The organism is Blautia sp. Sow4_E7, from assembly GCF_052116245.1.
In the GTDB taxonomy this organism is placed as follows: Bacteria; Bacillota; Clostridia; order Lachnospirales; family Lachnospiraceae; genus Blautia_A.
The window spans coordinates 1-21,520 of the sequence record NZ_JBQKLL010000010.1 but is presented as its reverse complement, the minus strand read 5'-3'; the positions used below and the strand labels follow the sequence as shown (position 1 = coordinate 21,520).

Annotated in this window: 20 protein-coding genes; 17 read left to right on the top strand and 3 right to left on the bottom strand. The window is 42.2% G+C overall.

From position 1 onward, the window contains the following. Positions 1-40: 40 nt before the first annotated feature. The 4 genes from ACTQ50_RS07955 to ACTQ50_RS07940 all read left to right on the top strand — a co-directional run bounded on the left by ACTQ50_RS07955 (position 41) and on the right by ACTQ50_RS07940 (position 3,074). Positions 41-451 (top strand): prepilin peptidase, encoded by a 411-nt coding sequence (locus ACTQ50_RS07955; protein WP_441483744.1) that lies wholly within the window; start codon positions 41-43, stop codon positions 449-451. Beyond that, positions 448-873 carry a TadE family protein gene (locus tag ACTQ50_RS07950; protein ID WP_441483743.1) on the top strand — a complete coding sequence of 142 codons (426 nt, stop codon included), beginning with the start codon at positions 448-450 and terminating at the stop codon, positions 871-873. Before ACTQ50_RS07955 ends, ACTQ50_RS07950 begins: the two co-directional genes overlap by 4 nt. A gap of 10 nt (positions 874-883) precedes the next feature. Then, positions 884-2,329 (top strand): DUF6382 domain-containing protein, encoded by a 1,446-nt coding sequence (locus ACTQ50_RS07945; protein ID WP_441483742.1) that lies wholly within the window; start codon positions 884-886, stop codon positions 2,327-2,329. 106 nt (positions 2,330-2,435) lie between these two features. After that, a complete protein-coding gene (locus tag ACTQ50_RS07940; protein ID WP_441483741.1) occupies positions 2,436-3,074 on the top strand; it encodes a rhomboid family intramembrane serine protease in 639 nt (212 codons plus the stop codon). On the opposite strand, the gene ACTQ50_RS07935 is transcribed toward ACTQ50_RS07940, so the two are convergent. Continuing rightward, complete coding sequence (locus ACTQ50_RS07935; protein ID WP_226819344.1) at positions 3,005-3,694, bottom strand: sensor histidine kinase; 690 nt, start codon at positions 3,692-3,694, stop codon at positions 3,005-3,007. The genes ACTQ50_RS07940 and ACTQ50_RS07935 overlap by 70 nt on opposite strands. A 195-nt stretch (positions 3,695-3,889) precedes the next feature. Between ACTQ50_RS07935 and ACTQ50_RS07930 the strand changes: the two genes are divergently transcribed. Then, on the top strand, positions 3,890-4,294 hold the full coding sequence (locus ACTQ50_RS07930; protein ID WP_441483740.1) for an HIT family protein: 405 nt from the start codon (positions 3,890-3,892) through the stop codon (positions 4,292-4,294). A gap of 20 nt (positions 4,295-4,314) precedes the next feature. Further along, the gene (locus ACTQ50_RS07925) at positions 4,315-4,842 is read left to right on the top strand and encodes an RNA polymerase sigma factor (RefSeq protein ID WP_441483739.1); all 528 of its coding nucleotides are present in this window, start codon (positions 4,315-4,317) and stop codon (positions 4,840-4,842) included. Between the two features lie 96 nt (positions 4,843-4,938). Here the strand turns inward: ACTQ50_RS07925 and ACTQ50_RS07920 are convergent, their stop codons facing one another. Continuing rightward, positions 4,939-6,003 carry an undecaprenyldiphospho-muramoylpentapeptide beta-N-acetylglucosaminyltransferase gene (locus ACTQ50_RS07920; protein ID WP_441483738.1) on the bottom strand — a complete coding sequence of 355 codons (1,065 nt, stop codon included), beginning with the start codon at positions 6,001-6,003 and terminating at the stop codon, positions 4,939-4,941. 119 nt (positions 6,004-6,122) lie between these two features. On the opposite strand from ACTQ50_RS07920, the gene ACTQ50_RS07915 reads away from it, so the two are divergent. Together ACTQ50_RS07915 and ACTQ50_RS07910 are read left to right on the top strand one after the other, a co-directional pair. Continuing rightward, the gene (locus tag ACTQ50_RS07915; protein WP_441483737.1) at positions 6,123-6,677 is read left to right on the top strand and encodes a hypothetical protein; all 555 of its coding nucleotides are present in this window, start codon (positions 6,123-6,125) and stop codon (positions 6,675-6,677) included. 61 nt (positions 6,678-6,738) lie between these two features. Continuing rightward, on the top strand, positions 6,739-8,355 hold the full coding sequence (locus tag ACTQ50_RS07910; protein ID WP_441483736.1) for an MBL fold metallo-hydrolase RNA specificity domain-containing protein: 1,617 nt from the start codon (positions 6,739-6,741) through the stop codon (positions 8,353-8,355). 98 nt (positions 8,356-8,453) lie between these two features. Here the strand turns inward: ACTQ50_RS07910 and ACTQ50_RS07905 are convergent, their stop codons facing one another. Beyond that, the gene (locus tag ACTQ50_RS07905) at positions 8,454-8,696 is read right to left on the bottom strand and encodes a TIGR03905 family TSCPD domain-containing protein (RefSeq protein ID WP_021925966.1); all 243 of its coding nucleotides are present in this window, start codon (positions 8,694-8,696) and stop codon (positions 8,454-8,456) included. Positions 8,697-8,883: 187 nt separating this feature from the next. Between ACTQ50_RS07905 and ACTQ50_RS07900 the strand changes: the two genes are divergently transcribed. From ACTQ50_RS07900 to ACTQ50_RS07860, 9 genes are all read left to right on the top strand, one after another. Beyond that, entirely contained in the window at positions 8,884-9,585 is a 702-nt protein-coding gene (locus ACTQ50_RS07900) for a 5'-methylthioadenosine/adenosylhomocysteine nucleosidase (protein ID WP_441483735.1), read from the top strand. Between the two features lie 64 nt (positions 9,586-9,649). After that, positions 9,650-10,024, top strand: coding sequence for a hypothetical protein (locus ACTQ50_RS07895; RefSeq protein WP_441483734.1), 375 nt, complete (start codon positions 9,650-9,652; stop codon positions 10,022-10,024). Positions 10,025-10,079: 55 nt separating this feature from the next. Then, positions 10,080-11,291, top strand: coding sequence for a methyltransferase (locus tag ACTQ50_RS07890; RefSeq protein WP_441483733.1), 1,212 nt, complete (start codon positions 10,080-10,082; stop codon positions 11,289-11,291). A gap of 11 nt (positions 11,292-11,302) precedes the next feature. Further along, positions 11,303-13,753 carry a hypothetical protein gene (locus ACTQ50_RS07885; protein ID WP_441483732.1) on the top strand — a complete coding sequence of 817 codons (2,451 nt, stop codon included), beginning with the start codon at positions 11,303-11,305 and terminating at the stop codon, positions 13,751-13,753. Positions 13,754-13,779: 26 nt separating this feature from the next. After that, entirely contained in the window at positions 13,780-15,270 is a 1,491-nt protein-coding gene (galT, locus tag ACTQ50_RS07880) for a UDP-glucose--hexose-1-phosphate uridylyltransferase (RefSeq protein WP_441483731.1), read from the top strand. A 190-nt stretch (positions 15,271-15,460) separates the two neighbouring features. Further along, entirely contained in the window at positions 15,461-16,960 is a 1,500-nt protein-coding gene (locus ACTQ50_RS07875; RefSeq protein WP_441483730.1) for an InlB B-repeat-containing protein, read from the top strand. 255 nt (positions 16,961-17,215) lie between these two features. Then, entirely contained in the window at positions 17,216-18,607 is a 1,392-nt protein-coding gene (gene asnS / locus ACTQ50_RS07870; RefSeq protein WP_441483729.1) for an asparagine--tRNA ligase, read from the top strand. 14 nt (positions 18,608-18,621) lie between these two features. Further along, positions 18,622-19,680 (top strand): metallophosphoesterase family protein, encoded by a 1,059-nt coding sequence (locus tag ACTQ50_RS07865; RefSeq protein ID WP_441483728.1) that lies wholly within the window; start codon positions 18,622-18,624, stop codon positions 19,678-19,680. Positions 19,681-19,838: 158 nt separating this feature from the next. Next, positions 19,839-21,281, top strand: a complete 1,443-nt coding sequence (locus tag ACTQ50_RS07860) for a hypothetical protein (protein WP_441483727.1) — start codon at positions 19,839-19,841, stop codon at positions 21,279-21,281. Positions 21,282-21,520 lie beyond the last annotated feature (239 nt).

Below are 21,520 nucleotides of genomic sequence, written 5' to 3'. Positions count from 1 at the left end.
ATCTGCGCAGCAAGAAAAGAAAGTGTTTGAGGTGAAAAATATGGAACAATTATGTATTCTTACTTTCCTTGGAATTAACAGCTGGAAAGATATACAAACCAGAGAAGTTTCTCTTTTGACAATCTGGATATTTGGAATTGTTGGATTGGTGAGAGCCTGTTTTTATGGTTCTGTCAGTATGGAATGGGCTGCCACAGCATGTGTCGGAGGGGCTGTGATCCTGCTCAGTATATTTTCAAAAGGCGCGGTGGGAATGGGAGATGGATTTTTGCTGCTGGCACTTGGAACGGTTTTGTCCTTTGGAGAACTTTTGACCTCTTTTTTACTGGGGCTTTTGTGCTGCAGCTTCTGGGGAATTATTTTGCTGTTTTTGCCAGGAAACGGAAAAAAGAAAGAGGTACCTTTTGTTCCATTTCTTTTGCTTGGATATATTGGAGGATTGATCTATTGAAAAAGGCTGCGAAAAGGGGAAGTATGACCATAGAGGCTGCACTTTTAATGCCTGTGATCTTATTGGTGCTGATGGTAACTTTGTACTTGTTTTTTTACATACATAATCGTGCATGGCTTACGGCGGCTGCATATGAGGCTGCTCTTGACGGAGCCATGGAACCGTTAAGACCAGAAGGAAAAAGCAGGGACAAAGCCCTGAAAAAAGGAAAAGAGCTTGGAAACACAGGCTTTTTTGGAAGCAAAAACCTGAAACTGCAGGCAAGTGAGGGAAAACAGGTTCAGGTCACTTATGATCTTGATATGTTTTCTATTTATGGAGGATTTAACAGTCATTTGCAGGTTCAGGGAAAGGTAAAAGTGATCAAACCGGTATCCTGGATCCGGAAAATAAAAGGTGCTGCAGATGCCATAAAAAATTAAAGGGGAAAAAATGAGAGCGGAATATAAAAGAGATATAAATGGAAATTATTTGGTGCTATATGAGAAGGAAGAGCCGGATACCTCATCCTATCAGATGAGAATGCTGGTGGGAAATACGATTCCATCGATCCTGAAATGCAGGGTACAGGGAGTTGACGGCCAGTTTATGGTGTGCTATGACATAACCTCGAAACAGTCCGTGTTATCGTTGTATGAAGAGAAAAAGATGGGGTATGAAGATCTGCAGATGATCCTTGGGGGCTTCGTACAGGTTATGGAGGAAATGTCGGAGTATCTGTTGAATCCCTGCCGCCTGCTCCTGAAACCGGAATATATGTATGTGGATGTGGAAAAAAGACAGCTGTATTTCTGCTATCTTCCTGGTTATGATCAGGATGTCCGCCAGAAATTCCAGGAGCTGACGGAATACATTCTTCCCATATTGGATCACGAGGATCAAAGAGCAGTAATGCTTGGATATGGAATTTATCGAAGAGCTCTGGAAGACAGTTTTCATCTTGAGTATATAAAAAAAGAACTATATCAGGAAAGAGATGAGATCGAAAGGACAGATCATTTATCAGATACACAGGTGACAAAGGGATATTATGAAATGGGTCAACAGCAGGATAGTAAAGCTGAGGCCATTTATACGGAGGGAGAGGAGAAAGCAGGACTGCAAAGGGAAGAAAATATAGAAACGCTTATGTGGCAGGATGAAGAAGAGGCAAAAAGAGCGAAAGCTTCTGGCAGCACCAGACACGGAATTATAATATGGTGTGCAGTAGCTGCGCTGCTTTCCCTTCTGGTTGTGGCAGCGGAGACTTTTGGATATCTTCCCAGGGTATCGGTAGCAGTAATTCTGGGAGTGATTATAGCTTTTATGGGAATTGGAATGCTGTGCAGCTGGCTCCTGTCTCTTAGAAAGAAAAAAGAAGAGGCTGCAGAGGAAAATCAGGGGAATGCAGGAACCAATATACCAGAGCCTGCTTCAAGTGGAAAAGAAAATTTTAGCATGGAAATTGAGAACGGGATATCTGAGAAAAAAAGTAAAGAAATAAAGGAAAATAAAGCAGAAAAACCAGATGAGAAAAGAAAAATGTCAATATTACAAAAGAATTGCGGTGAAACAGTGGTATTATCTGCAAATATTGTCAATGGACCGGCGACTCTTGTGAGCAGGGAGCCTGGGGAACTGGCTACCATTTATTTACAGGAGGAGTTGACGGTAATTGGAAAAATGGAGACAGCAGCAGATGCGGTAGTCGATCTTCCTACTGTAAGCAGAATCCATGCAAAAATCCGAAAGCGAGAAGGGGAGTATTACCTTACAGATCTTAATTCCCGCAATGGTACTTCCGTAAATGGAAAGATGTTAAAGGGAGATGAGGAATACTGTCTTCAGGACCAGGACGAGGTGGATTTTGCTCAGGCCAGATATGTATTTTTGAAATAATATTGAGGTATCAGAGAAATTGTGCTATACTTACGCTATTATCAGAAAGTTTAAAACAAAACAGACATGCCGTTTTCTGGCGGCATTAATATATTGAGGTGGTTGAGTGGAAGAAATAAAAAAAGAACCCATGACGGTTCTTTTTATACTTCTGAATATACTGATATTTCTTGTTGTAGATTTTACTGGCGGATCAGAGAATACGGTTCACATGATAGAATGCGGAGCGGCTTATCCGCCACTGATCCTTGAAAATGGTGAGGTATACAGATTGTTTACCTGTATGTTTCTCCATTTTGGAATTTACCATATTGCAAATAATATGCTGGTCCTTTTTGTTCTGGGCCAACGGCTGGAACCGGTAGTTGGTAAGCTCAAGTTTGTTCTGATCTATCTCCTTGGAGGCCTTGGAGGGAATATTTTTTCCATTGCAATGGAGATGAAGAAATCAGAATATGAGGTATCCGCCGGTGCATCAGGTGCCATATTTGCAGTAATGGGTGCTATGATCTATGTAGTGATCCGGCATCGTGGGAAAATCCAGGATCTTTCCGTAAGGCAGATGATGATCATGGCAGGTTTTTCCCTGTATTTTGGATTTACAAGCACAGGTGTTGATAATGCTGCGCACGTTGGCGGAATGGTCTGCGGATTTATACTGGCAGCACTCCTTTATCATCCACGGAAATCTTCTGGAAGAAGCATGTGGAAGGAGGCACCGGAATCCGGTTCATTCTCAGCATAAATTTTTCCGCCATGTGCCTGAATGATCTGGCTGGTGATCGAAAGACCAAGCCCCGTTCCATTTTTCTTAAAGGTTACAAAGGGGGTAAAAATCTGTTCCAGCTGATCTTCCGGTATGCCGCAGCCATTGTCGGTTATGGAAATATGGACTGCCTTTTCGGAAGAAAATGCACAGAATTTTACTTTTCCGTCTGAAGCAGGGACAGCTTCTGCTGCATTTCGGAACAGATTCAAAAGTGCCTGTTTCAGTTTGATCCGGTCAATATATAGTGCCGGAAGAGCAGGTGAAATTTGTTCCGCCAGTGAGATCCCAAGATATTCATAGGTGGGATGTATACTGGAAATGATTGCTTTCAGATACGGGAAAAGCTCTGTTTTTTTCGGTGAAAGTTTATAAGCATTATTATAATCCGAAAGATTATTCAGGAGTTCCTTTGTATATTCCAGATTTGCAGTGATGTCATTCCAGTAATCGTATGCAGAAACTTCCGGATGTGTATCTTCGATCAGCTGAAGCTCACTGCCGATCAATGCTATAGGATTACGGATCTCATGAGAAAATCTGGAAAGTATCAAATGAAATTCGTCCTGTTTTTTATTTAAAATATTACTATTTTGCATAAGCTCACCTCATGTGAAGTGTAACATCTGGTGCAGAAAATGACAAATAAAATCGTACTTAAAAAATCGAGATTATTCGACGAAATAGCCTGATTTGTTCTTCGAAAAAATTTTTTTAAAATTTTTTGAAAAAAAGTGTGATTTTCATTGCTGACAAACGTATAATTTATATATTCTTTTGGGAGGAATAAGACTATGGATAATTGTATTTTTTGTAAAATCGCCAATGGAGAAATTCCAGCTGCAACATTGTATGAGGATGATGATTTCAGAGTGATTCTGGATCTTGGTCCGGCAAGTAAGGGACATGCTTTGATCTTGCCTAAGGCACATGCTGCAAACATCTATGAAATCTCTGATGAGATGGCTGCAAAGGCCATGATCCTGGCAAAGAAAATGGCAACTAAGATGACAGATGCACTGAAGTGCGATGGCTTCAACATTGTACAGAACAATGGAGAGCCGGCAGGTCAGACTGTTTTCCATTTCCATATGCACCTGATCCCAAGATATAAAGGGGATAAAGTGGGAATTACCTGGGAACCTGGAACTTTGACCGACGAAGTGAAGAATGAAATCCTGGAGAAACTGAAAAACTGAGAAAAAACGGGGTACAAGAGATGAATAGTGAAGAATTTAAAGCGTTTTATGATCGCTACTATGATGTCTCAGTTAAAGTTGCAAGTGCAATTGTACAAAGCCGTTTTACCGCAGAAGATGTAACACAGGAAGTATTCATGTACTTCTATGGAATCAGGGAAAGACTGGATGTTTCGTGTGAAGCGAGGCTTCATGCACTGGTAGTGTGGAAAACAACCAACAAGGGAAGAGATTATCTGAGAAAATCATATGTAAAGCGTGAAGTAATGTATGACAATGATGTGGCAGAATTGCAGTATCGTACTACAGAAAGCGCAGAAGCTGCATTACTTGGAATGGAGAAAAGACAGTATTTATCAATGGCGTTCGAGAATCTCCACAGGAAAAATCCTGTAAACTTCATGATTTTCATGAGAGTTGTAATGGAAGGCGCTTCCACAGAAGAGGTAGCGCGGGAATTTGGCTATACCAGAAATAATGTGAATAACAGAGTCCTTAGGGCAAGAAACTGGCTCTTGGAAGAACTGGAAAGATTGGAAAAAGAATAACTTTAACTGAAAAAAGCATACCTCTGTATTTTACAGAGGTATGCAAGACTACAGGTCTGACTTTCTTTGCTGCCCGGGGTGAGTTGACATAAAAAGTTATGAACGGGCACACTCGTCAATCAATTTAACGATATGTTGAATGGAATTTAAGTTTTTACCTGCAGACATAGCCGCAATGTATTTATCACGCTCCTGATAGAGCTTACGGATTGCTTCCAGAAGAGTGGATTCTGTAATCTCTTCTTCTTCCAGCACTACACTGTACCGCTGGCGCTCAAAGGAACGGGCGTTAAGGATCTGGTCACCGCGGCTTGCTTTTGCAGATAATGGGATCAGGAGATTGGGCTTGGAAAGCGCGGCAAGTTCGCAGATTGCATTAGCTCCTGCACGGGAGATTACCACATCTGCAAGTGCAAACATGTCAGGAAGCTGTTCCTGAACATATTCGTATTGAACATAACCTGTCATCTGGATGCTTTCATCCATTTTTCCTTTACCACAAATATGGATCACCTGAAATTCTTTCAGCAGTTCAGGAAGGATTTTCCGAACATTTTCATTTACAGAAGCAGCACCAAGGCTTCCTCCGATAACCAGCAGAACTGGTTTCTCAGAAGTGAAACCGCAATAGGTGCGGGCACGTTCTTTGTCCCCATGGAGAAGCTCCTGACGGATCGGAGTGCCAGTGAGAACTGCTTTTTCTTTTGGAAGACTGTTGACAGTTTCAGGAAAATTACAGCAAATTTTAGCAGCAGAAGAAAGACATAATTTGTTTGCAAGGCCAGGAGTCATATCAGATTCATGGATGATTGCAGGAATATGACGTTTTCCCGCTGCGATTACAACTGGTACGGTTACGAAACCACCCTTGGAAAACACAACATCGGGTTTCAGCTGTTTCATGAGTTTTTTTGCCTGGAAATAACCTTTCAGAACACGGAATGGATCTGAGAAGTTTTTCCAATCGAAATAGCGGCGTAATTTACCGGAAGCGATTCCGTAATAAGGAATTCCAAGCTCTTCGATCAGCTTTTTCTCAATGCCATCGTAGGAGCCAATATAAGAAATTTCATAACCTTTTTCCTTTAATGCAGGAATCAGGGCAATATTCGGGGTAACATGTCCGGCAGTACCACCGCCGGTAAGGATAATATGTTTCATAGGATCCTCCTGAATAATTGTTTTTGTTATTGGTCACATTGTGAGCAGTAACGGTTTATTTTATAAATATGAACCCCTGGAGGGGAATTGTCAAGAAAATAAAAATCCGGGAGAGAAAAATGAACAAAGAAATAAGTGATGAAAAGGCGGATAAACTGCTGGAAGAGGAGATGATCAAGGAGGCGAAAATGATAGAGGACAGCCTTCTTGGAGATCGGAAAGACGATACTCCTATTTCAGCAGAAGAAATTGATAAATCCTATCAGCGTTTTCTGAAGCGTCTGAAAGCAGAGGGAATGCTTGAAGAGAATGGAGATGGGGCAGAGGCTGCACTGAAAACTGCAGAGATTGTAAGATTTCCAGGAAGCTGGGAAGAAGAAAAAGCAGAGGAAATTTCAGAGAGTCCTGAAGAGAGAACTGAAAAAGCAACTGAAGAAATAATTGAAAAAACCGAAGAATCCATTCAGAAAAGTGATATTGATATGATTGTTGAATTTTCTGACAAGCTTCTGGCACTTGAAAAAGAAGAGAAAAAAACATGGTACCGGTATGGGGTGACGGCAGGAATTGCTTTGCTTGCTGCTGTGGGAATTTTGGCAGGAAGTATGGCTGGCCAGGCGGATTCTGCTAAATTTGTCAGTACGATCCAGCATATTATATACAATCAAAATTAAAGCTTAGCGTACTGTTTCTAAAAGGAACAGTAACAAGTTCTGGGTAAAAGGGGGAATCTGTATGAAGATCACTTTTATTGGAGCAACACATGAGGTTACCGGAAGCTGCTACTATCTGGAAGCCGCCGGAAAAAAATTCCTTGTAGACTGTGGAATGGAGCAGGGACCAAATTATTATGAAAACAAAGATATTCCTGTGCCAGCGGGAGATCTGGACTTTGTGCTGTTAACCCATGCGCACATGGATCATTCCGGAAATCTGCCTGCGCTATATGCAAAAGGCTTCAAAGGTCCTATATATGCTACAGAAGCTACCTGCAATTTGTGTGATATCATGCTTCGTGACAGTGCCCATATCCAGATGTTTGAGGCTGAATGGCGTAACCGTAAGGCAAAACGGCAGGGCAAGCCGGAATTTGTACCGGCGTATACCATGGAAGATGCTATGGGTGTAATCCATAATTTTGTGGGCTGCCCATATGAAACTGGCATTATTCTTGGCGAGGGCATCCGGGTAAGATTTATTGATGCAGGACATCTCCTGGGGTCCAGCAGTATTGAAGTAAACATTTGTGAAGATGGAGTAGAAAAGACGATTGTATTTTCCGGGGATATTGGAAATACCAATCAGCCTTTGATAAAAGATCCTGTCTATCTGAAAAAGGCAGATTACGTGGTAATGGAATCTACGTATGGAGATCGAAGCCATGGTGAGCGACCAGATTATGTGCGTCTTCTTGCAGATATTATCCAGGAAACCTTTGACAGAGGAGGCAATGTGGTCATTCCATCCTTTGCAGTTGGAAGAACGCAGGAAATGCTGTATTTTATCCGACAGATCAAAGCAGAGGGACTGGTTCATGGACATGACAATTTCAAAGTGTTTGTGGATAGCCCCCTTGCAATTGAGGCAACCACTATTTTCGGCAATCACAAATATGATTGCTTTGATGAGGAAGCACTGGAACTCATCCGGAAGGGAATCAACCCCATCAGCTTCCCTGGCCTGAAGATATCAGTAACCAGCGAAGATTCACGGGCAATTAATTTTGATGAGGAACCTAAAGTTATCATCTCTGCAAGTGGAATGTGCGATGCAGGAAGAATCAAGCATCATCTGAAACATAATCTGTGGAGAGAGGACAGCACTATTCTTTTCGTGGGATATCAGGCTGTCGGAACTGCCGGTCGTGCACTTATAGAAGGTGCCGAGGAAATCAAGCTGTTTGGCGAACCTGTGCATGTGGCTGCGAAGATTTGCCGTATGCCGGGAATTAGCGGCCATGCGGATGTAAATGGACTGATAGACTGGATCAAAGCTTTTGAGGAAAAACCGCAGAAAGTGTTTGTGACACATGGTGAGGACAGCGTAACGGAGCTGTTCGCAGCCAGGCTGCATGACGAATTTGGCTATGACACGTATGCTCCATTTAGTGGAACAGAATTCGATCTTGCTACAGGTGAGTTTGTTTATGAAGCAGAAGGTATCAAAATCCAGAAGCCATCTACTGTTCAGAAAGCTTCCAAAGCAGCCAGGGCATACGAGAAGCTTCTTGCTCTTGGACATCGTCTGCTGTCTGTTATCCGAAAGAATGAAGGCTGTCCGAATAAGGATCTGGAGAAGTTTTCCAGAGAAGTGCAGTCCCTGTGTGACAAATGGGATAGAAATGATATTTAGAAAGGATAAAATAGTTTCGGTTAAAAGCTGGAAAATGTGCAGAATTGTTGTAGTGTAATATAAAAAAGTCCCCGGGATTTTATCCCGGGGCGAAATAATCATGAAAGCGCTTCTTTTAAAGCGGTAGCAAGCTGGTCTGGACATGAAGTTGGTCTGCGTCCGCACTGGATTCCCTCCAGGCGTGCGATGACTTCTTTCGCCGGCATACCCTCTACAAGTTTGGCAACACCCTGTGTATTGCCAGAGCATCCCCCGATAAATTTCACGTTGTGAACTTTCTGTTCATCATCAAGATCATATTGGATTGCCATAGAGCAAACACCTTTTGTTTTATATTCCATTGTTTTTTCCTCCATTATTTTTTCGGGAGCTGGATAAATCCTTCTCTCATAGCATTCTTATTATAACAGAACACAATATAAGTTTCCATGCCAAATTTAAGTTGGACATAGGAAGAAGTTTTGGTATAATGTCAGTTGAAGAATTTGTTTACTTTTTAATAAGAGATAAAATAGAGGAGAATGACAAATGAAAACAATCGGTATTATTGGCGCAATGGAAGTGGAAGTTGCGATTTTAAAAGAAAAAATGGAAGACGTGCGAATTATCAAAAAAGCTTCCATGGATTTTTATGAAGGAACACTGGCTGGTAAAAAGGCTGTGGTAGTCCGTTCTGGAATCGGTAAAGTAAATGCAGGTATCTGTGCCCAGATTCTGGCGGATGTATTTTCTGTAGATGCGATCATTAATACAGGAATTGCAGGCAGCCTGAATAAAGACATTAATATTGGAGATATTGTTCTTTCTACAGATGTGGTACAGCATGATATGGATGCCACCGGATTTGGTTACCGCAAGGGACAGATTCCGCAGATGCCGGTATTCTTCTTTGAGGCAGACGAGAAGCTTCGTAAGCTTGCAAAAGAGGTATGCCAGGAAGTAAATCCGGAGATCCAGGTGTTTGAAGGAAGAATTGCTTCTGGAGACCAGTTTGTCTGTGACCAGGATGTGAAGGATAGAATCGTATCGGAATTTTCTGCATATGCTACAGAAATGGAAGGAGCAGCAATTGGACAGGCTGCTTACCTGAATGAAATTCCATTCCTGGTTGTACGCGCTATTTCTGACAAAGCGGATGGCAGTGCCCAGATGGATTACAGTGAATTTGAGAAGGCAGCTGTAGAGCATAGCGTGAAGCTTACTCTGAATATGCTGGCAAAAATGGCATAATGAACCGGAAACAGGGGCACTGCATATACTGGAAGTGAAATGGAAAAGGAATCAGATTGCTGATATGATATATAAAGATTTTTATCCATTTTACGCCAGCTTCGCAAACCCCATGCTTTACAGAGGGGAAATGGAACTGGAGGAAGAATTTTCCCTGATGAAATCATACTATCCGGAAACGGCCAGAAAAATCCAGGAGAAGGTGGAAGAAGAATGTGATCTTCTGGATTACGAAGGCAGCAGGATGTATGATGAATATCCAGACCGATATATGTTGTATCATCTTGGAAAGAAAATCGTAGATGAAGTGAAACAGGAGGCGGATCTTGAAACCATGTCAGACAGTCTTCTGGGGGATCTGGCGGAAGTACTTCTTTTTCATGAGATATCCAGAAGGCGCTGCCGGAGAAGAAGGTGTCGGGGAGCTTTTTACAGATGATATGGAACCTGCAATAAGTGATTACAGAATTTAGAAGAAAACAATTATAATAAATATGAAAACAATAGACGAATATTTAGAGGAACAGATTAATGAGCGGCTGTGTCAGGCTGTTTTAAGCGGAAGCAGAGGAGATGGACCATCGAAGGTTAAGATACGCCCGGTTGAAATAAAGGGGCAGGTGGTTTATCAGGCTTCTGAGACAGTGGGAACGAAAGTACTCCACAAAAACTATCCAAGAGAAGAACTGATAACGTATTTGAAAACAGAACTTCTGCATAATTTTTCACAGCTTCAGGCCAGTGGGATGGCGTTGGACGGAACTGTTCTGGTAAGTAAAAAAGGAAAGATGACCATAAAGACCAGACGTCATCCCGGAAACAGCCAGGGGAAAAACCTGGTGTCAGGGAAGGACAAGCTGGGACAGTCGGGAGAAATGCCGCAGATACTGGCACATAACCGTGTGAAACAGTACATTCTTAAGGAAAATATTCCAGTTCCGTTTCTGGTTGACCTTGGAGTTATGAACAAAGAAGGCAGGATCATTACCCAGAAGTACGATAAATTCCGGCAGATCAACAGATTTTTGGAATTTATCCAGGACATTTTGCCAAAGCTGGATCAGCAGAAGGAAGTAACCATATTGGATTTTGGATGCGGCAAATCATATCTTACGTTTGCTATGTACTATTATCTTAGAGAACTGAAGGGATATGATGTAAATATCATAGGCCTGGATCTGAAAACAGATGTAATTCAGAAATGTAATCATCTTGCTGAAAAATATGGCTATGAAAAGCTTCATTTTTATCAGGGAGATATTGCGGATTATGAAGGCGTTTCTTCTGTAGATATGGTGGTCACACTTCATGCCTGTGATACAGCTACGGACTATGCACTTGCAAAGGCTGTGGAATGGGGAGCAAAAGTAATTTTGTCTGTGCCATGCTGCCAGCATGAGGTAAATCGTCAGATCAAAAATGAAATGTTAGAACCCATATTGAAGTATGGGATTCTGAAAGAGAGAATGTCAGCGCTTCTCACAGATGGAATTCGGGCAAACCTGTTAGAAAGTATGGGATATGAAACACAGATCCTGGAATTTATAGACATGGAGCATACACCCAAGAATCTTCTTATACGCGCAGTCAAAACTGGCAATAAGAAAGACCTGGAAAAAGCAGCAAATCTTATGGAGGTGCTGAATATCAGTCCTACATTAGAAAGACTTCTGTACCCGCAGGGGGAGGTACATGCAGAAAATTAAGGGGAGAAAAAATGATTAAATTTTTACGCAGAGCAGTGATCCTCCTGTTTATTTTTGTTCTTGGTGTGGCAGGAAGTTCTTTTCTGCTGAACAGTGAGACCACGGATGACCGCTCTGATATGAATGATCCGGTTTTTCCGGAAGTAATGGTTGATTTTGACGGGGAATATGCCAATCGGATGTATGGCTATGCACAGCCTATGCAGTCGGATTTTACCAGAGACAGTGTGACACCTTTGGACACTTCCAGAGAATTGTCTCTTGTTATAAATCCCTATGATACAAAGGTAAAAAGTCTTTCCTATGAAATCCGTACTTCAGATGGTAGCAAGGTCCTTGAGAACCGAAAAGTGAAAAGTTTGGATAAAAAAGACAGCTATCTGGCAACAAAGATCCAGATAAACAGTGACCTTCTTATGAATCAGGAATATTCTTTGCAGATATCTCTTGAGACAAATAAAGGAACTGCTTATTATTATACCAGAGTGGTCTCACGATCCAATGTAAATACCGCCCAGTATGTAAAGTTTGTAAAGAGTTTTTATGAGAAATGCATGGACAAGGCAACCGCAGAAGATCTGACCAGTTATCTGGAACCGGATACCTCCAATACAACTACTAATTATACAGATGTTGACATTAATTCCACATTTGCAGAGATCAGCTGGGGAAATTTAAGCCCGCAGATTTACCGAAAAGGGATTCCGGTTGTAAAAGACATAAATGAAACGACCGCCAGCTTTTCCCTGGAATATCAGATTGCGGCAACAAATACAGATGGAAACCAGGAAATTTATGACGTAACAGAATTTTACCGGATGCGTTATACAGAGACAAGGATCATGCTTCTGGATTTCAAAAGAAGTGCATCACAGGTATTCTCAGAAAATTCCATAAGCATTTCAGATAAAGGACTTCTTCTGGGAGTGCGGGATAAAAATGTGGAATATATGATGAATGAAACTGCCGGAGTCATTGCTTTTGTTCAGGAAGGGGATCTGTGGTCCTATTCACCGAACGATGGAAAGTTTTCCAGGATTTTTAGTTTCCGTAAGGAAACAGATGGAGACTTCCGGGATTCCAGATGGCAGCATGACATAAAGATCATTCGTGTGGAAGATAACGGAGATGTGGATTTTGTTCTGTATGGATATATGAACCGGGGAATACGCGAGGGATACTGCGGTGTCTGCGTATATCATTACAGCAATGACCAGAATGTGGTGGAAGAAAAGGTATTTATTCCATCTACAGAATCCTATGAATTCCTGAAGAAGGATCTTGGAACCTTATCCTATGTAAGTACAGATAATTCTCTGTTCCTGCTGTTTGCACAGAAACTTTATCAGATTCATATTACAGATGGAAGAAGTGAAGTCCTGGATCAGGATATACGAACAGATGCTTTTACAGTCTCTGATACGGGCGCTCATGCGGCGTGGGTGATCCAGAGCGGTGAAAGTGCAGGCTATATAAAGGAAATTGATTTTGAAACACTGGAGACAAGAACTCTTGCACCGTCCAGTGGACAGACGCTTATCTTAAACGGATTTATGAATGAAGATCTTGTTTACGGAATTGTGGTGGATGGGGATACCATTTCCGACAGCAACGGACATGAGATCACCGGAATCCATACGATCCGTATTGAAGGGTTTGACGGAACTGTAAAAAAGGAATATCATCAGGATGGACTGTATATAACCGATGTGACCATGGGAAATACCATGATGGAGTTTGAGTTGTCAAAGAAGACAAAGAAAGGTTATAAAGCAGTAAGCAAAGATAATATCCTGAATAATGTAAAAGCGGCAGCAAGTATTGCTTCTATTGAACTGGTAAGCAATAACAGAACAGGAACCCAGATTAGGCTGGCTCTTGATGAGGCACCGGAGATACAGGATGCGCTTGTAGTATATGCCAAGATGAAAAATGCAAATGATGACAGTATCATTCTGGATACCCAGATTCCGGAAGATGACATTTATTATGTTTATGCAAAAGGCGGTCTGGATGGTATTTACACAGATCCGGCACTTGCTGTTTTGCGTGCAGATGACCAGACGGGGGTGGTATTGAATCGTGCTCAGCAGTATGTATGGGAGCGTGGAAATAAAAAGACCAAGCTAACCCTTAATCTGGAGGATGTACCAGAGGCCATAAAGAGCGCATCTCTTGATACGAATGCTTTGCAGGAGGCGCTGGGAGATGAGGGAACGATTATTGATCTTTCTGGATGTACACTGGACAGCGTATTGTATGAGATCAGTGCCCAGAGACCTGTTATTGCAAAAACCGGCGATAATACAAGTGTGGTAATTATCGGGTATGATGAATACAACACCTATTTATATGATCCGGTCAAGGGTGAAACTTATCCGTATGGTATGAATGACAGTACGGATCTGTTTGACAAAGCAGGCAATATTTTTATCAGTTATGTTGAGAAATTAAATTATTAATAAAGCAACAGGAAAGGACAGAAAAAATGTTAAGCGAAAGTATTAAAAAACTGGTGCAGTATGGAATTGAGACAGGGCTGACTCCTGCCTGCGAGAAAAATTACACAACCAATCTTCTTCTTGATGTTTTTAAAGAAGATGAGTACACAGAACCGGCAGAAGAATATTCCAATATTGATCTGGAGCAGGTTCTGAAGGAACTGCTGGATGAAGCTGTAGAGAGAGGTCTGATCCAGGACAGCGTAGTTTACCGGGATTTATTTGATACCAGGCTGATGAACTGTCTTATGCCTCGTCCGGCTCAGGTACAGAAAACTTTCTGGGAAAAATACGCAAAATCCCCAGAAGAAGCAACCAATTATTTCTACAAATTAAGCCAGAATAGTGATTATATCCGTCGTTACCGCGTAAAGAAAGATCGGAAATGGACAGTTGACTCTCCTTATGGCGAGATTGATATTACCATCAATCTTTCCAAGCCGGAGAAAGATCCAAAAGCAATTGCCACTGCAAAACTTATAAAATCAAGCAGTTATCCGAAATGTCTTCTCTGCCCGGAGAATGAAGGCTACGCAGGACGTGCAAATCATCCGGCCAGAGAGAACCACAGGATTATTCCAATCACCATAAATGATAGTCCGTGGGGCATGCAGTATTCTCCATATGTGTATTACAATGAGCATTGTATTGTGTTCAATTTCCAGCATACACCAATGAAGATTGAGAGAAATACCTTTGTTAAGCTGTTTGATTTTGTGAAACTGTTTCCTCATTATTTCCTGGGCTCCAATGCGGATCTGCCGATCGTTGGCGGTTCTATTCTCAGCCACGATCACTTCCAGGGCGGACATTATACTTTTGCTATGGCGAAGGCTGAAATTGAGAAGCATGTAACCATCCCGGGCTATGAGGATGTGGAAGCTGGTATTGTAAAATGGCCGCTGTCTGTACTTCGTATCCGTCACAAAGATGAGAAGAGACTGATCGACCTTGCGACACATGTGTTGGAGGTATGGAGAGGATATACCGATGAAGCTGCATTTATTTTTGCAGAAACTGACGGTGAACCACATAATACCATCACTCCGATCGCACGTAAAAAGGGAGATATGTACGAACTGGATCTGACTCTGAGAAATAATATTACTACCGAGGAAAATCCTCTTGGTGTATATCATCCTCATGCACAGTATCATCACATCAAGAAAGAGAATATTGGTCTGATCGAGGTTATGGGACTTGCCGTACTTCCTGCAAGACTGAAAGAGGAACTGGAGCTTCTGGCTGATTATATTCTGGAAGGCAAGGATGTTGCATCCAATGAAAAGATCGAGAAGCATGCAGACTGGGTAAAAGAATTCCTGCCGAGATATGACCATCTTGATCGTGATAATATTGAAGAAGTGCTGCACAAAGAAGTTGGAAATGTATTTGTTCACGTTCTGGAGGACGCTGGAGTTTACAAGTGTACAGAAGAGGGAAGAGCAGCATTTATGCGCTTTATTCAGTCATTGTAAAATATGCAAAAAAACAGCTTCTTTGCAATATGTCAGTAACAAAAATGTAACAAATTTATAAAAATACCCGTTTTAAGGTTGAAAGAAAAAAGGATTTCTATTATACTGAAAGCAGCATAAGAAATAGAATTTATTTCTGTTATAGCTGTAAATGGGAACAGCAAAGGCATTTAATAGCAGAGGAGTGTCTATGAGAAATAAAACAAAGAAGAACATGATCTTCTGGATATTACTGGCCGTAATGCTGGTTGTATCCGGAGTGCCTGGCGGGGAAAAACAGGGAGTCTCTCTTGGCGGAGCACAGACCGTACAGGCAGCTACCAAGTATGTGACAGCCAGATTCTGGAATACAAGTGGGAAGCCTTATTATAGCAGTTTGCGGATCAAAGTAAAATCTGGTTCCAAGATTCAGCTTCCGGCTGTTCCATCTGTAACCGGTTATAAGAATCTTGGCTGGTCCACGAAGAAAAATGCCACCAAAGCTACATACGCAGCAGGTAAAAAGATTCAGCTGAAAAAAAACATAAGTCTGTATGCGGTCCGAAAAAAGGTTGGCGTATATAAGGTTTATTTCTATAATACCAATGGAAGTGCCAGCAGCTCATTTAAGGCGCTGAATAAATCTGTTACACGCAATGGATACCTAACCTTGCCGTCTGTTCCAACCAAAAGCGGATATGAGGCATTGGGCTGGAGTACAAGCAAGAACGCTTCCAAAGCCACATATGCAGAGGGACAGAAGGTCCGGATCAAAAAGACACAGAAGCTTTATGCGGTATATAAGACCAGCAAGGCTTATACCGTAACTCTTTGTAAAAACAATGGAACTACCTATAAGACAGAGAGCGTTTCTGCTGGAACCACCTATACCCTTCCATCTGTAAGGAACGCATCGGGATATACGTTTATGGGCTGGGATGTTCAGCCTGGTAAGCGTACAGCTCCCCGTTATGAAGCGGGAGAAACCATCACGGTGAATGGAAATCTGAAGCTATATGCGGTAGTATTTAACCGTTCCTATGAGGAAGATTTAACAGCTTCCGATCTTCTCGCGTCCAGCGGCTGGAGAATTGGAAATGGAAGCGGCAGCAGAGGCTACAGCCACATTATTTTTGTGGGAGATTCCAGAACAGTCCGTATGGAACTTACTCTGCAGAGACAGTTTGGCTCTGATTCTGGCATTACCAGGGATATCGATTTTGTGTGCCAGGAGGGAAAAGGCCTTGACTGGCTGAAAGAAAACGGATTCAGTTCCATTCTCAAGCTGGCAGAAACAAATTATTCTGTACAGAGACCAACGGCTGTAATTTTCAACCTGGGAGTGAATGATCCTGGAAATATGTATAATTATGTAGAGTATTTACAGGAGATTGCAGGAACTCTTCAAAAGAAAAACTGCAAGCTGTTTATTATGTCGGTGAACCCGGTCAACAGTAAAACAATCGAATACCTGGGAAGAAATGCCATAAGAAAAGAAGAAGTGATCCGCAAGTTCAATTCCGTTTTAAAGAGTGGACTTGGCAGCACATATGGATATATTGACACCTATTCCTATCTTCTTGAAAATGGTTATGGAACTAATCTTGGCGGCGGTGGTCAGGATGTTGCGACAGACGATGGATTGCATTACACCACGAAGACCTACAAGCGGATATTCAAGTATTGTCTTGATTATCTTACGGCCCGGTAAGAAGAACAGTTCCTGGATGAAATTTATAAAGTAAATACAGAATATTAAATTTACCAAAGAGAAGACCAAGGCTTAAATTTACAAGCCACGGTCTTCTTTTGCATTTATTCATCGCATTTATCTGGCAAAGTAAACATTGAAATAGGTAAAACAGTCCCTGTTCTTTTATGAAAATAGCCTTGCGCGAAGAACCGGAATAGTCTATACTATAGAGAAACGAGTGTTTGGAAAAATGAGGAGAAAGAGGAACTAATTATGAAACTTACAACGGTAAAAGAGATTTATAGAGAACGGGAGAAATACCTGGACAAAGAAGTCACAGTAGGCGGCTGGGTACGAAGCGTTCGTGATTCTAAGACCTTTGGATTTATTGTGCTCCATGACGGAACCTATTTTGAGACACTTCAGGTGGTTTACCATGATACAATGGATAATTTCGCTGAGATTTCCAAACTGAATGTAGGAGCAGCGATCATTGTAAAAGGAACACTGGTAGCGACTCCACAGGCGAAGCAGCCATTTGAGATCCAGGCGACAGAGGTTTCTGTTGAAGGAGCTTCTGCACCAGATTACCCACTTCAGAAGAAGCGTCACAGCCTTGAGTACTTAAGAACGATCACACATCTTCGTTCCAGAACAAACACATTCCAGGCTGTATTCCGTGTACGTTCCCTTTGTGCGTATGCAATCCATAAATTCTTCCAGGAGAGAGGATTTGTTTATGTACACACTCCACTGATCACTGGAAGTGACTGTGAAGGTGCAGGAGAGATGTTCCAGGTTACAACAATGGATCTGAACAATATTCCGACTGATGATAAGGGAAATATCGATTACACTCAGGATTTCTTTGGCAAGGAGACCAACCTGACAGTAAGCGGCCAGCTGAACTGTGAGACTTTTGCACAGGCATTCCGCAACGTATATACATTCGGACCGACCTTCCGTGCAGAGAACTCTAACACCACACGTCATGCTGCTGAGTTCTGGATGATCGAGCCGGAGTGTGCATTTGCAGATCTTGAGGATAACATGAATCTTGCAGAGTCTATGCTGAAATATGTGATCAGCTACGTTCTGGAGAATGCTCCGGAGGAGATGAATTTCTTCAATTCCTTCGTTGACAAGGGACTTCTGGACAGACTGAACCATGTTGCAAACTCTGAGTTTGGCCGTGTTACCTACACAGAGGCCATTGAACTTCTTGAGAAGAACAACGATAAATTTGATTACAAGGTATCCTGGGGATGCGACCTGCAGACAGAGCATGAGCGTTATCTGACAGAGCAGATCTTTAAGAAACCTATTTTCGTTACAGACTATCCGAAGGAAATTAAAGCTTTCTATATGAAAGCAAATGAGGATGGCAAGACCGTTGCAGCTATGGACTGCCTGGTTCCTGGAATTGGTGAGATCATCGGCGGAAGCCAGAGAGAGGATGACTATGGCAAGCTGAAAGCGCGTATGGATGAGCTGGGATTGAAGGAAGAAGATTATGACTTCTATCTTGACCTGCGTAAATACGGTTCTACACGTCATTCTGGATTTGGTCTGGGATTTGAGCGTTGTGTTATGTATCTTACCGGAATGGGCAACATCCGTGACGTAATCCCATTCCCGAGAACAGTTAACAACTGCGATTTATAAAATGAGGTAAAAGAATGAGATTTATTCATCTTGCAGATGTACATCTTGGGGCGGTTCCAGACCGGGGCTGCCCATGGAGTGAGAAGCGGGAGAATGAAATCTGGGAAACATTCCGCCGGGTTATTGCGGGCATCCGCGAAAATCCGGTGGATTTGTTATTTATAGCCGGAGATTTGTTCCACCGTCAGCCTCTTCCATACGAATTGAATGAAGTAAATAAATTATTCTCCAGTATTCCAAATACCAGTGTCTATCTGATGGCGGGCGACAGCGATTATCTGAAAGGGGATTCCTTTTACCGAGGGTTTTCCTGGGCGCCAAATGTAACCTTTTTTCAGGAAGAAAAAGTTACCTGCGTGAAAGATCCCAAATCTGATGTCTATGTATATGGAATGAGCTATGAGCATCCTAAGATCGAAGCTCCTGTCTATGACAGTGTAAGACCGGCAGGAAGAGAAGGGGTTCATATTCTGCTGGCTCATGGAGGAGATGGAAGTCATTGCCCTGTAAATGTGGCTGCTCTTGCGGGGGCTGGTTTTGATTATATTGCGCTTGGACATTTACACACACCGCAGAGCCTGATCCGGGATGCGGCGGCTTACAGCGGAGCCTTGGAGCCTGTTTGCAGCAATGACTTTGGAGAACATGGCTATATAGAAGGCAGAATAGAAAATGGCAAGGTGAGGATCCGATTTGTCCCATTTTCCATGCGTACCTACAATCAGCTTCTGATCAACGTAAATGAGGAAAGTACACAGCTTTCCATAGAAGATACATTGAAAGATGAAATCTTCAGAAGCGGCGGACTGAACATATACCGTGTGATCCTTCAGGGAAAAAGAAAACCGGAGCTGTTTCTGATCCCGGAGAAATTGAAATCTTTTGGAAATATTACAGAAGTATTGGATGAAACAAGGCCTGCTTATGATCTGGAAAGTCTGCAGAAGAAATATACAGGAACGCTGATTGGAGATTACATCCGCTTCTTTCAGGAGAAAAACAGAAATACAGTGGAGGACAAGGCCCTCTATTATGGACTGCAGGCATTGCTGGAAACCCGACGCTCCAGTTGAGCTGTTTTGGACCGCAGGAAATAAGAGGCAGCAGGATATTAGGTGAATGCATGAGTTGTGGTGCGAGGTAACAGGATTATATGATTTTAAAACGCATATTCATTAAAAAATTTGGCGGACTTCAAGATAAAACCATAGAATTCTCATCAGGAGTAAACGTGTTTTATGATGTGAATGAAGCCGAAAAAAATATTGTGTTTATTTTTATGAAAGCTATGTTATTTGGAATGCCGGGAGAAGGCGTGAGAAGGAATGAATTTTATACAGAAAAAGACGCCCAGGAATCTGTAGAAAAAGAGGGCGGAACGATATGGTTCCGGTCCGGACAAAAGAATTACCGTTTAACACGGGAATTTGGGGCAGAAACAGATGATTGTCAGCTGTTCTGTGAAGACACCGGTAAAATGCTGGACGGGGGAAATGAGACGTTAGAGAAGCTTCTGGGGGAAATCAGTGAAACCACCTTTGATAATGCAGTTCTGACAGAGGCTCTTTCTGGAAATTCTCCAGTGGAAATGGCAAGAGAGATTCAAAATAAACTTAGCATTCTCAGTAAGAGCGGCGATGGCCTGCTTGATCTTGGAAGATCGGAGCAGATGCTGAAAATGTGGCGAAAGGGCTATCTTTCCCAAAAAGAACGTGGGCAGAAGGCTGTTTCAAGAGAAAAGGAAAAGCTGGCCACAGAGCTGGAAAATCTTGAGAATGAATTAGATGGCCTTCGTGGGCAGAAAGGGCAGGTAGCTCAGGCCCAGGCGAAGATATATTCCACAGAGGGAAAAGAAGAGGCAGCAGTCATTGAGGAACAATTGCAGGCAATCGAGAAAAAGAATCTGGGAATGGTAATTGCAGGAGCACTGGCAATCATTGTTGGAATTGTAGGAATTGTTGGAAGTTTCCAGTTAACAGATGAAATGTCGAAGCTGGGCATGGAGGTATGTATTCTTGCGGCAATCGCAACGGTGATCTATACACTTACTGCCCGAAGAAAACTGCGTATGGAATTTGTGAAGCACAAGAAGAAAAAGGCGTATCTGCAGTCCCAGCAGGAGAAATTGAAATCCAGCCAAGAAGATATTGACGGAACCTATGAAGAAAAACTGACTGCGTTTACCAATTTGCAGAGTGAATATCAGGAGTATGAGACCGAGACTTCTCTTCCCACTTCGGAAGACTTGGAAACACAGGCGTTGAATCTGGCTATGGATACTATTGGAGAACTGTCCAGAAATATTTATCTGCAAAAGGGCAGAAAAATACGTATCCGGGCTTCCAGAATCTTACGGGAGCTTACAAATGGCAAATTTATGGAATTCTACGGGGATGAAGGGCAGCGCATGGAGCTGAGCATGGAAGAGGGCACTGTTGGAGCGGAAGAGCTGGAGAGGGAAGAGCTTGAAATTTTGTACTTTTCCATTCGCATGGCGGCCAGCGAACTGCTTACGGACGAAAAAATACTCCCGGTGGTTCTGGATGATGTTTTTTATGGAAAAAGAAAAGAGAGTCTTATGGCAATTTCCAGGTGGATGAAAAAGCAGCCGCGGCAGATCATACTTTTTACAGAGAACGAAGATGTAAAGAGTATATTCTCTGGAAAGCAGTAAATTTGCTGCATTGAGGAAAGCTGAAAAACTATAGGATAAAATAAAAGTAATCCTATATTATTCACGGCACAGCCGTGAAAGTGGCTGAAAGCCATATAGTTACTGTATTTTGCTGAATATTGCTTTTCACCTATCAAGTGAATGAAAAAAGAGCATCCATTTGTGGTAAAATTAAGGTGTTCAAAGTCTTAACAATCCCAAACAAAGGAGCCCTTTATGAGTATTGTAAACACCTTAGC

Coding starts and splice junctions, on each gene's coding strand:
- ACTQ50_RS07955 (WP_441483744.1), top strand. CDS start 41: ATGGAACAATTATGTATTCTTACTTTCCTTGGAATTAACAGCTGGAAA.
- ACTQ50_RS07945 (WP_441483742.1), top strand. CDS start 884: ATGAGAGCGGAATATAAAAGAGATATAAATGGAAATTATTTGGTGCTA.
- ACTQ50_RS07935 (WP_226819344.1), bottom strand. CDS start 3,694: ATGCAAAATAGTAATATTTTAAATAAAAAACAGGACGAATTTCATTTG.
- ACTQ50_RS07930 (WP_441483740.1), top strand. CDS start 3,890: ATGGATAATTGTATTTTTTGTAAAATCGCCAATGGAGAAATTCCAGCT.
- ACTQ50_RS07925 (WP_441483739.1), top strand. CDS start 4,315: ATGAATAGTGAAGAATTTAAAGCGTTTTATGATCGCTACTATGATGTC.
- ACTQ50_RS07920 (WP_441483738.1), bottom strand. CDS start 6,003: ATGAAACATATTATCCTTACCGGCGGTGGTACTGCCGGACATGTTACC.
- ACTQ50_RS07915 (WP_441483737.1), top strand. CDS start 6,123: ATGAACAAAGAAATAAGTGATGAAAAGGCGGATAAACTGCTGGAAGAG.
- ACTQ50_RS07910 (WP_441483736.1), top strand. CDS start 6,739: ATGAAGATCACTTTTATTGGAGCAACACATGAGGTTACCGGAAGCTGC.
- ACTQ50_RS07905 (WP_021925966.1), bottom strand. CDS start 8,696: ATGGAATATAAAACAAAAGGTGTTTGCTCTATGGCAATCCAATATGAT.
- ACTQ50_RS07900 (WP_441483735.1), top strand. CDS start 8,884: ATGAAAACAATCGGTATTATTGGCGCAATGGAAGTGGAAGTTGCGATT.
- ACTQ50_RS07895 (WP_441483734.1), top strand. CDS start 9,650: ATGATATATAAAGATTTTTATCCATTTTACGCCAGCTTCGCAAACCCC.
- ACTQ50_RS07890 (WP_441483733.1), top strand. CDS start 10,080: ATGAAAACAATAGACGAATATTTAGAGGAACAGATTAATGAGCGGCTG.
- ACTQ50_RS07885 (WP_441483732.1), top strand. CDS start 11,303: ATGATTAAATTTTTACGCAGAGCAGTGATCCTCCTGTTTATTTTTGTT.
- galT (WP_441483731.1), top strand. CDS start 13,780: ATGTTAAGCGAAAGTATTAAAAAACTGGTGCAGTATGGAATTGAGACA.
- ACTQ50_RS07875 (WP_441483730.1), top strand. CDS start 15,461: ATGAGAAATAAAACAAAGAAGAACATGATCTTCTGGATATTACTGGCC.
- asnS (WP_441483729.1), top strand. CDS start 17,216: ATGAAACTTACAACGGTAAAAGAGATTTATAGAGAACGGGAGAAATAC.
- ACTQ50_RS07865 (WP_441483728.1), top strand. CDS start 18,622: ATGAGATTTATTCATCTTGCAGATGTACATCTTGGGGCGGTTCCAGAC.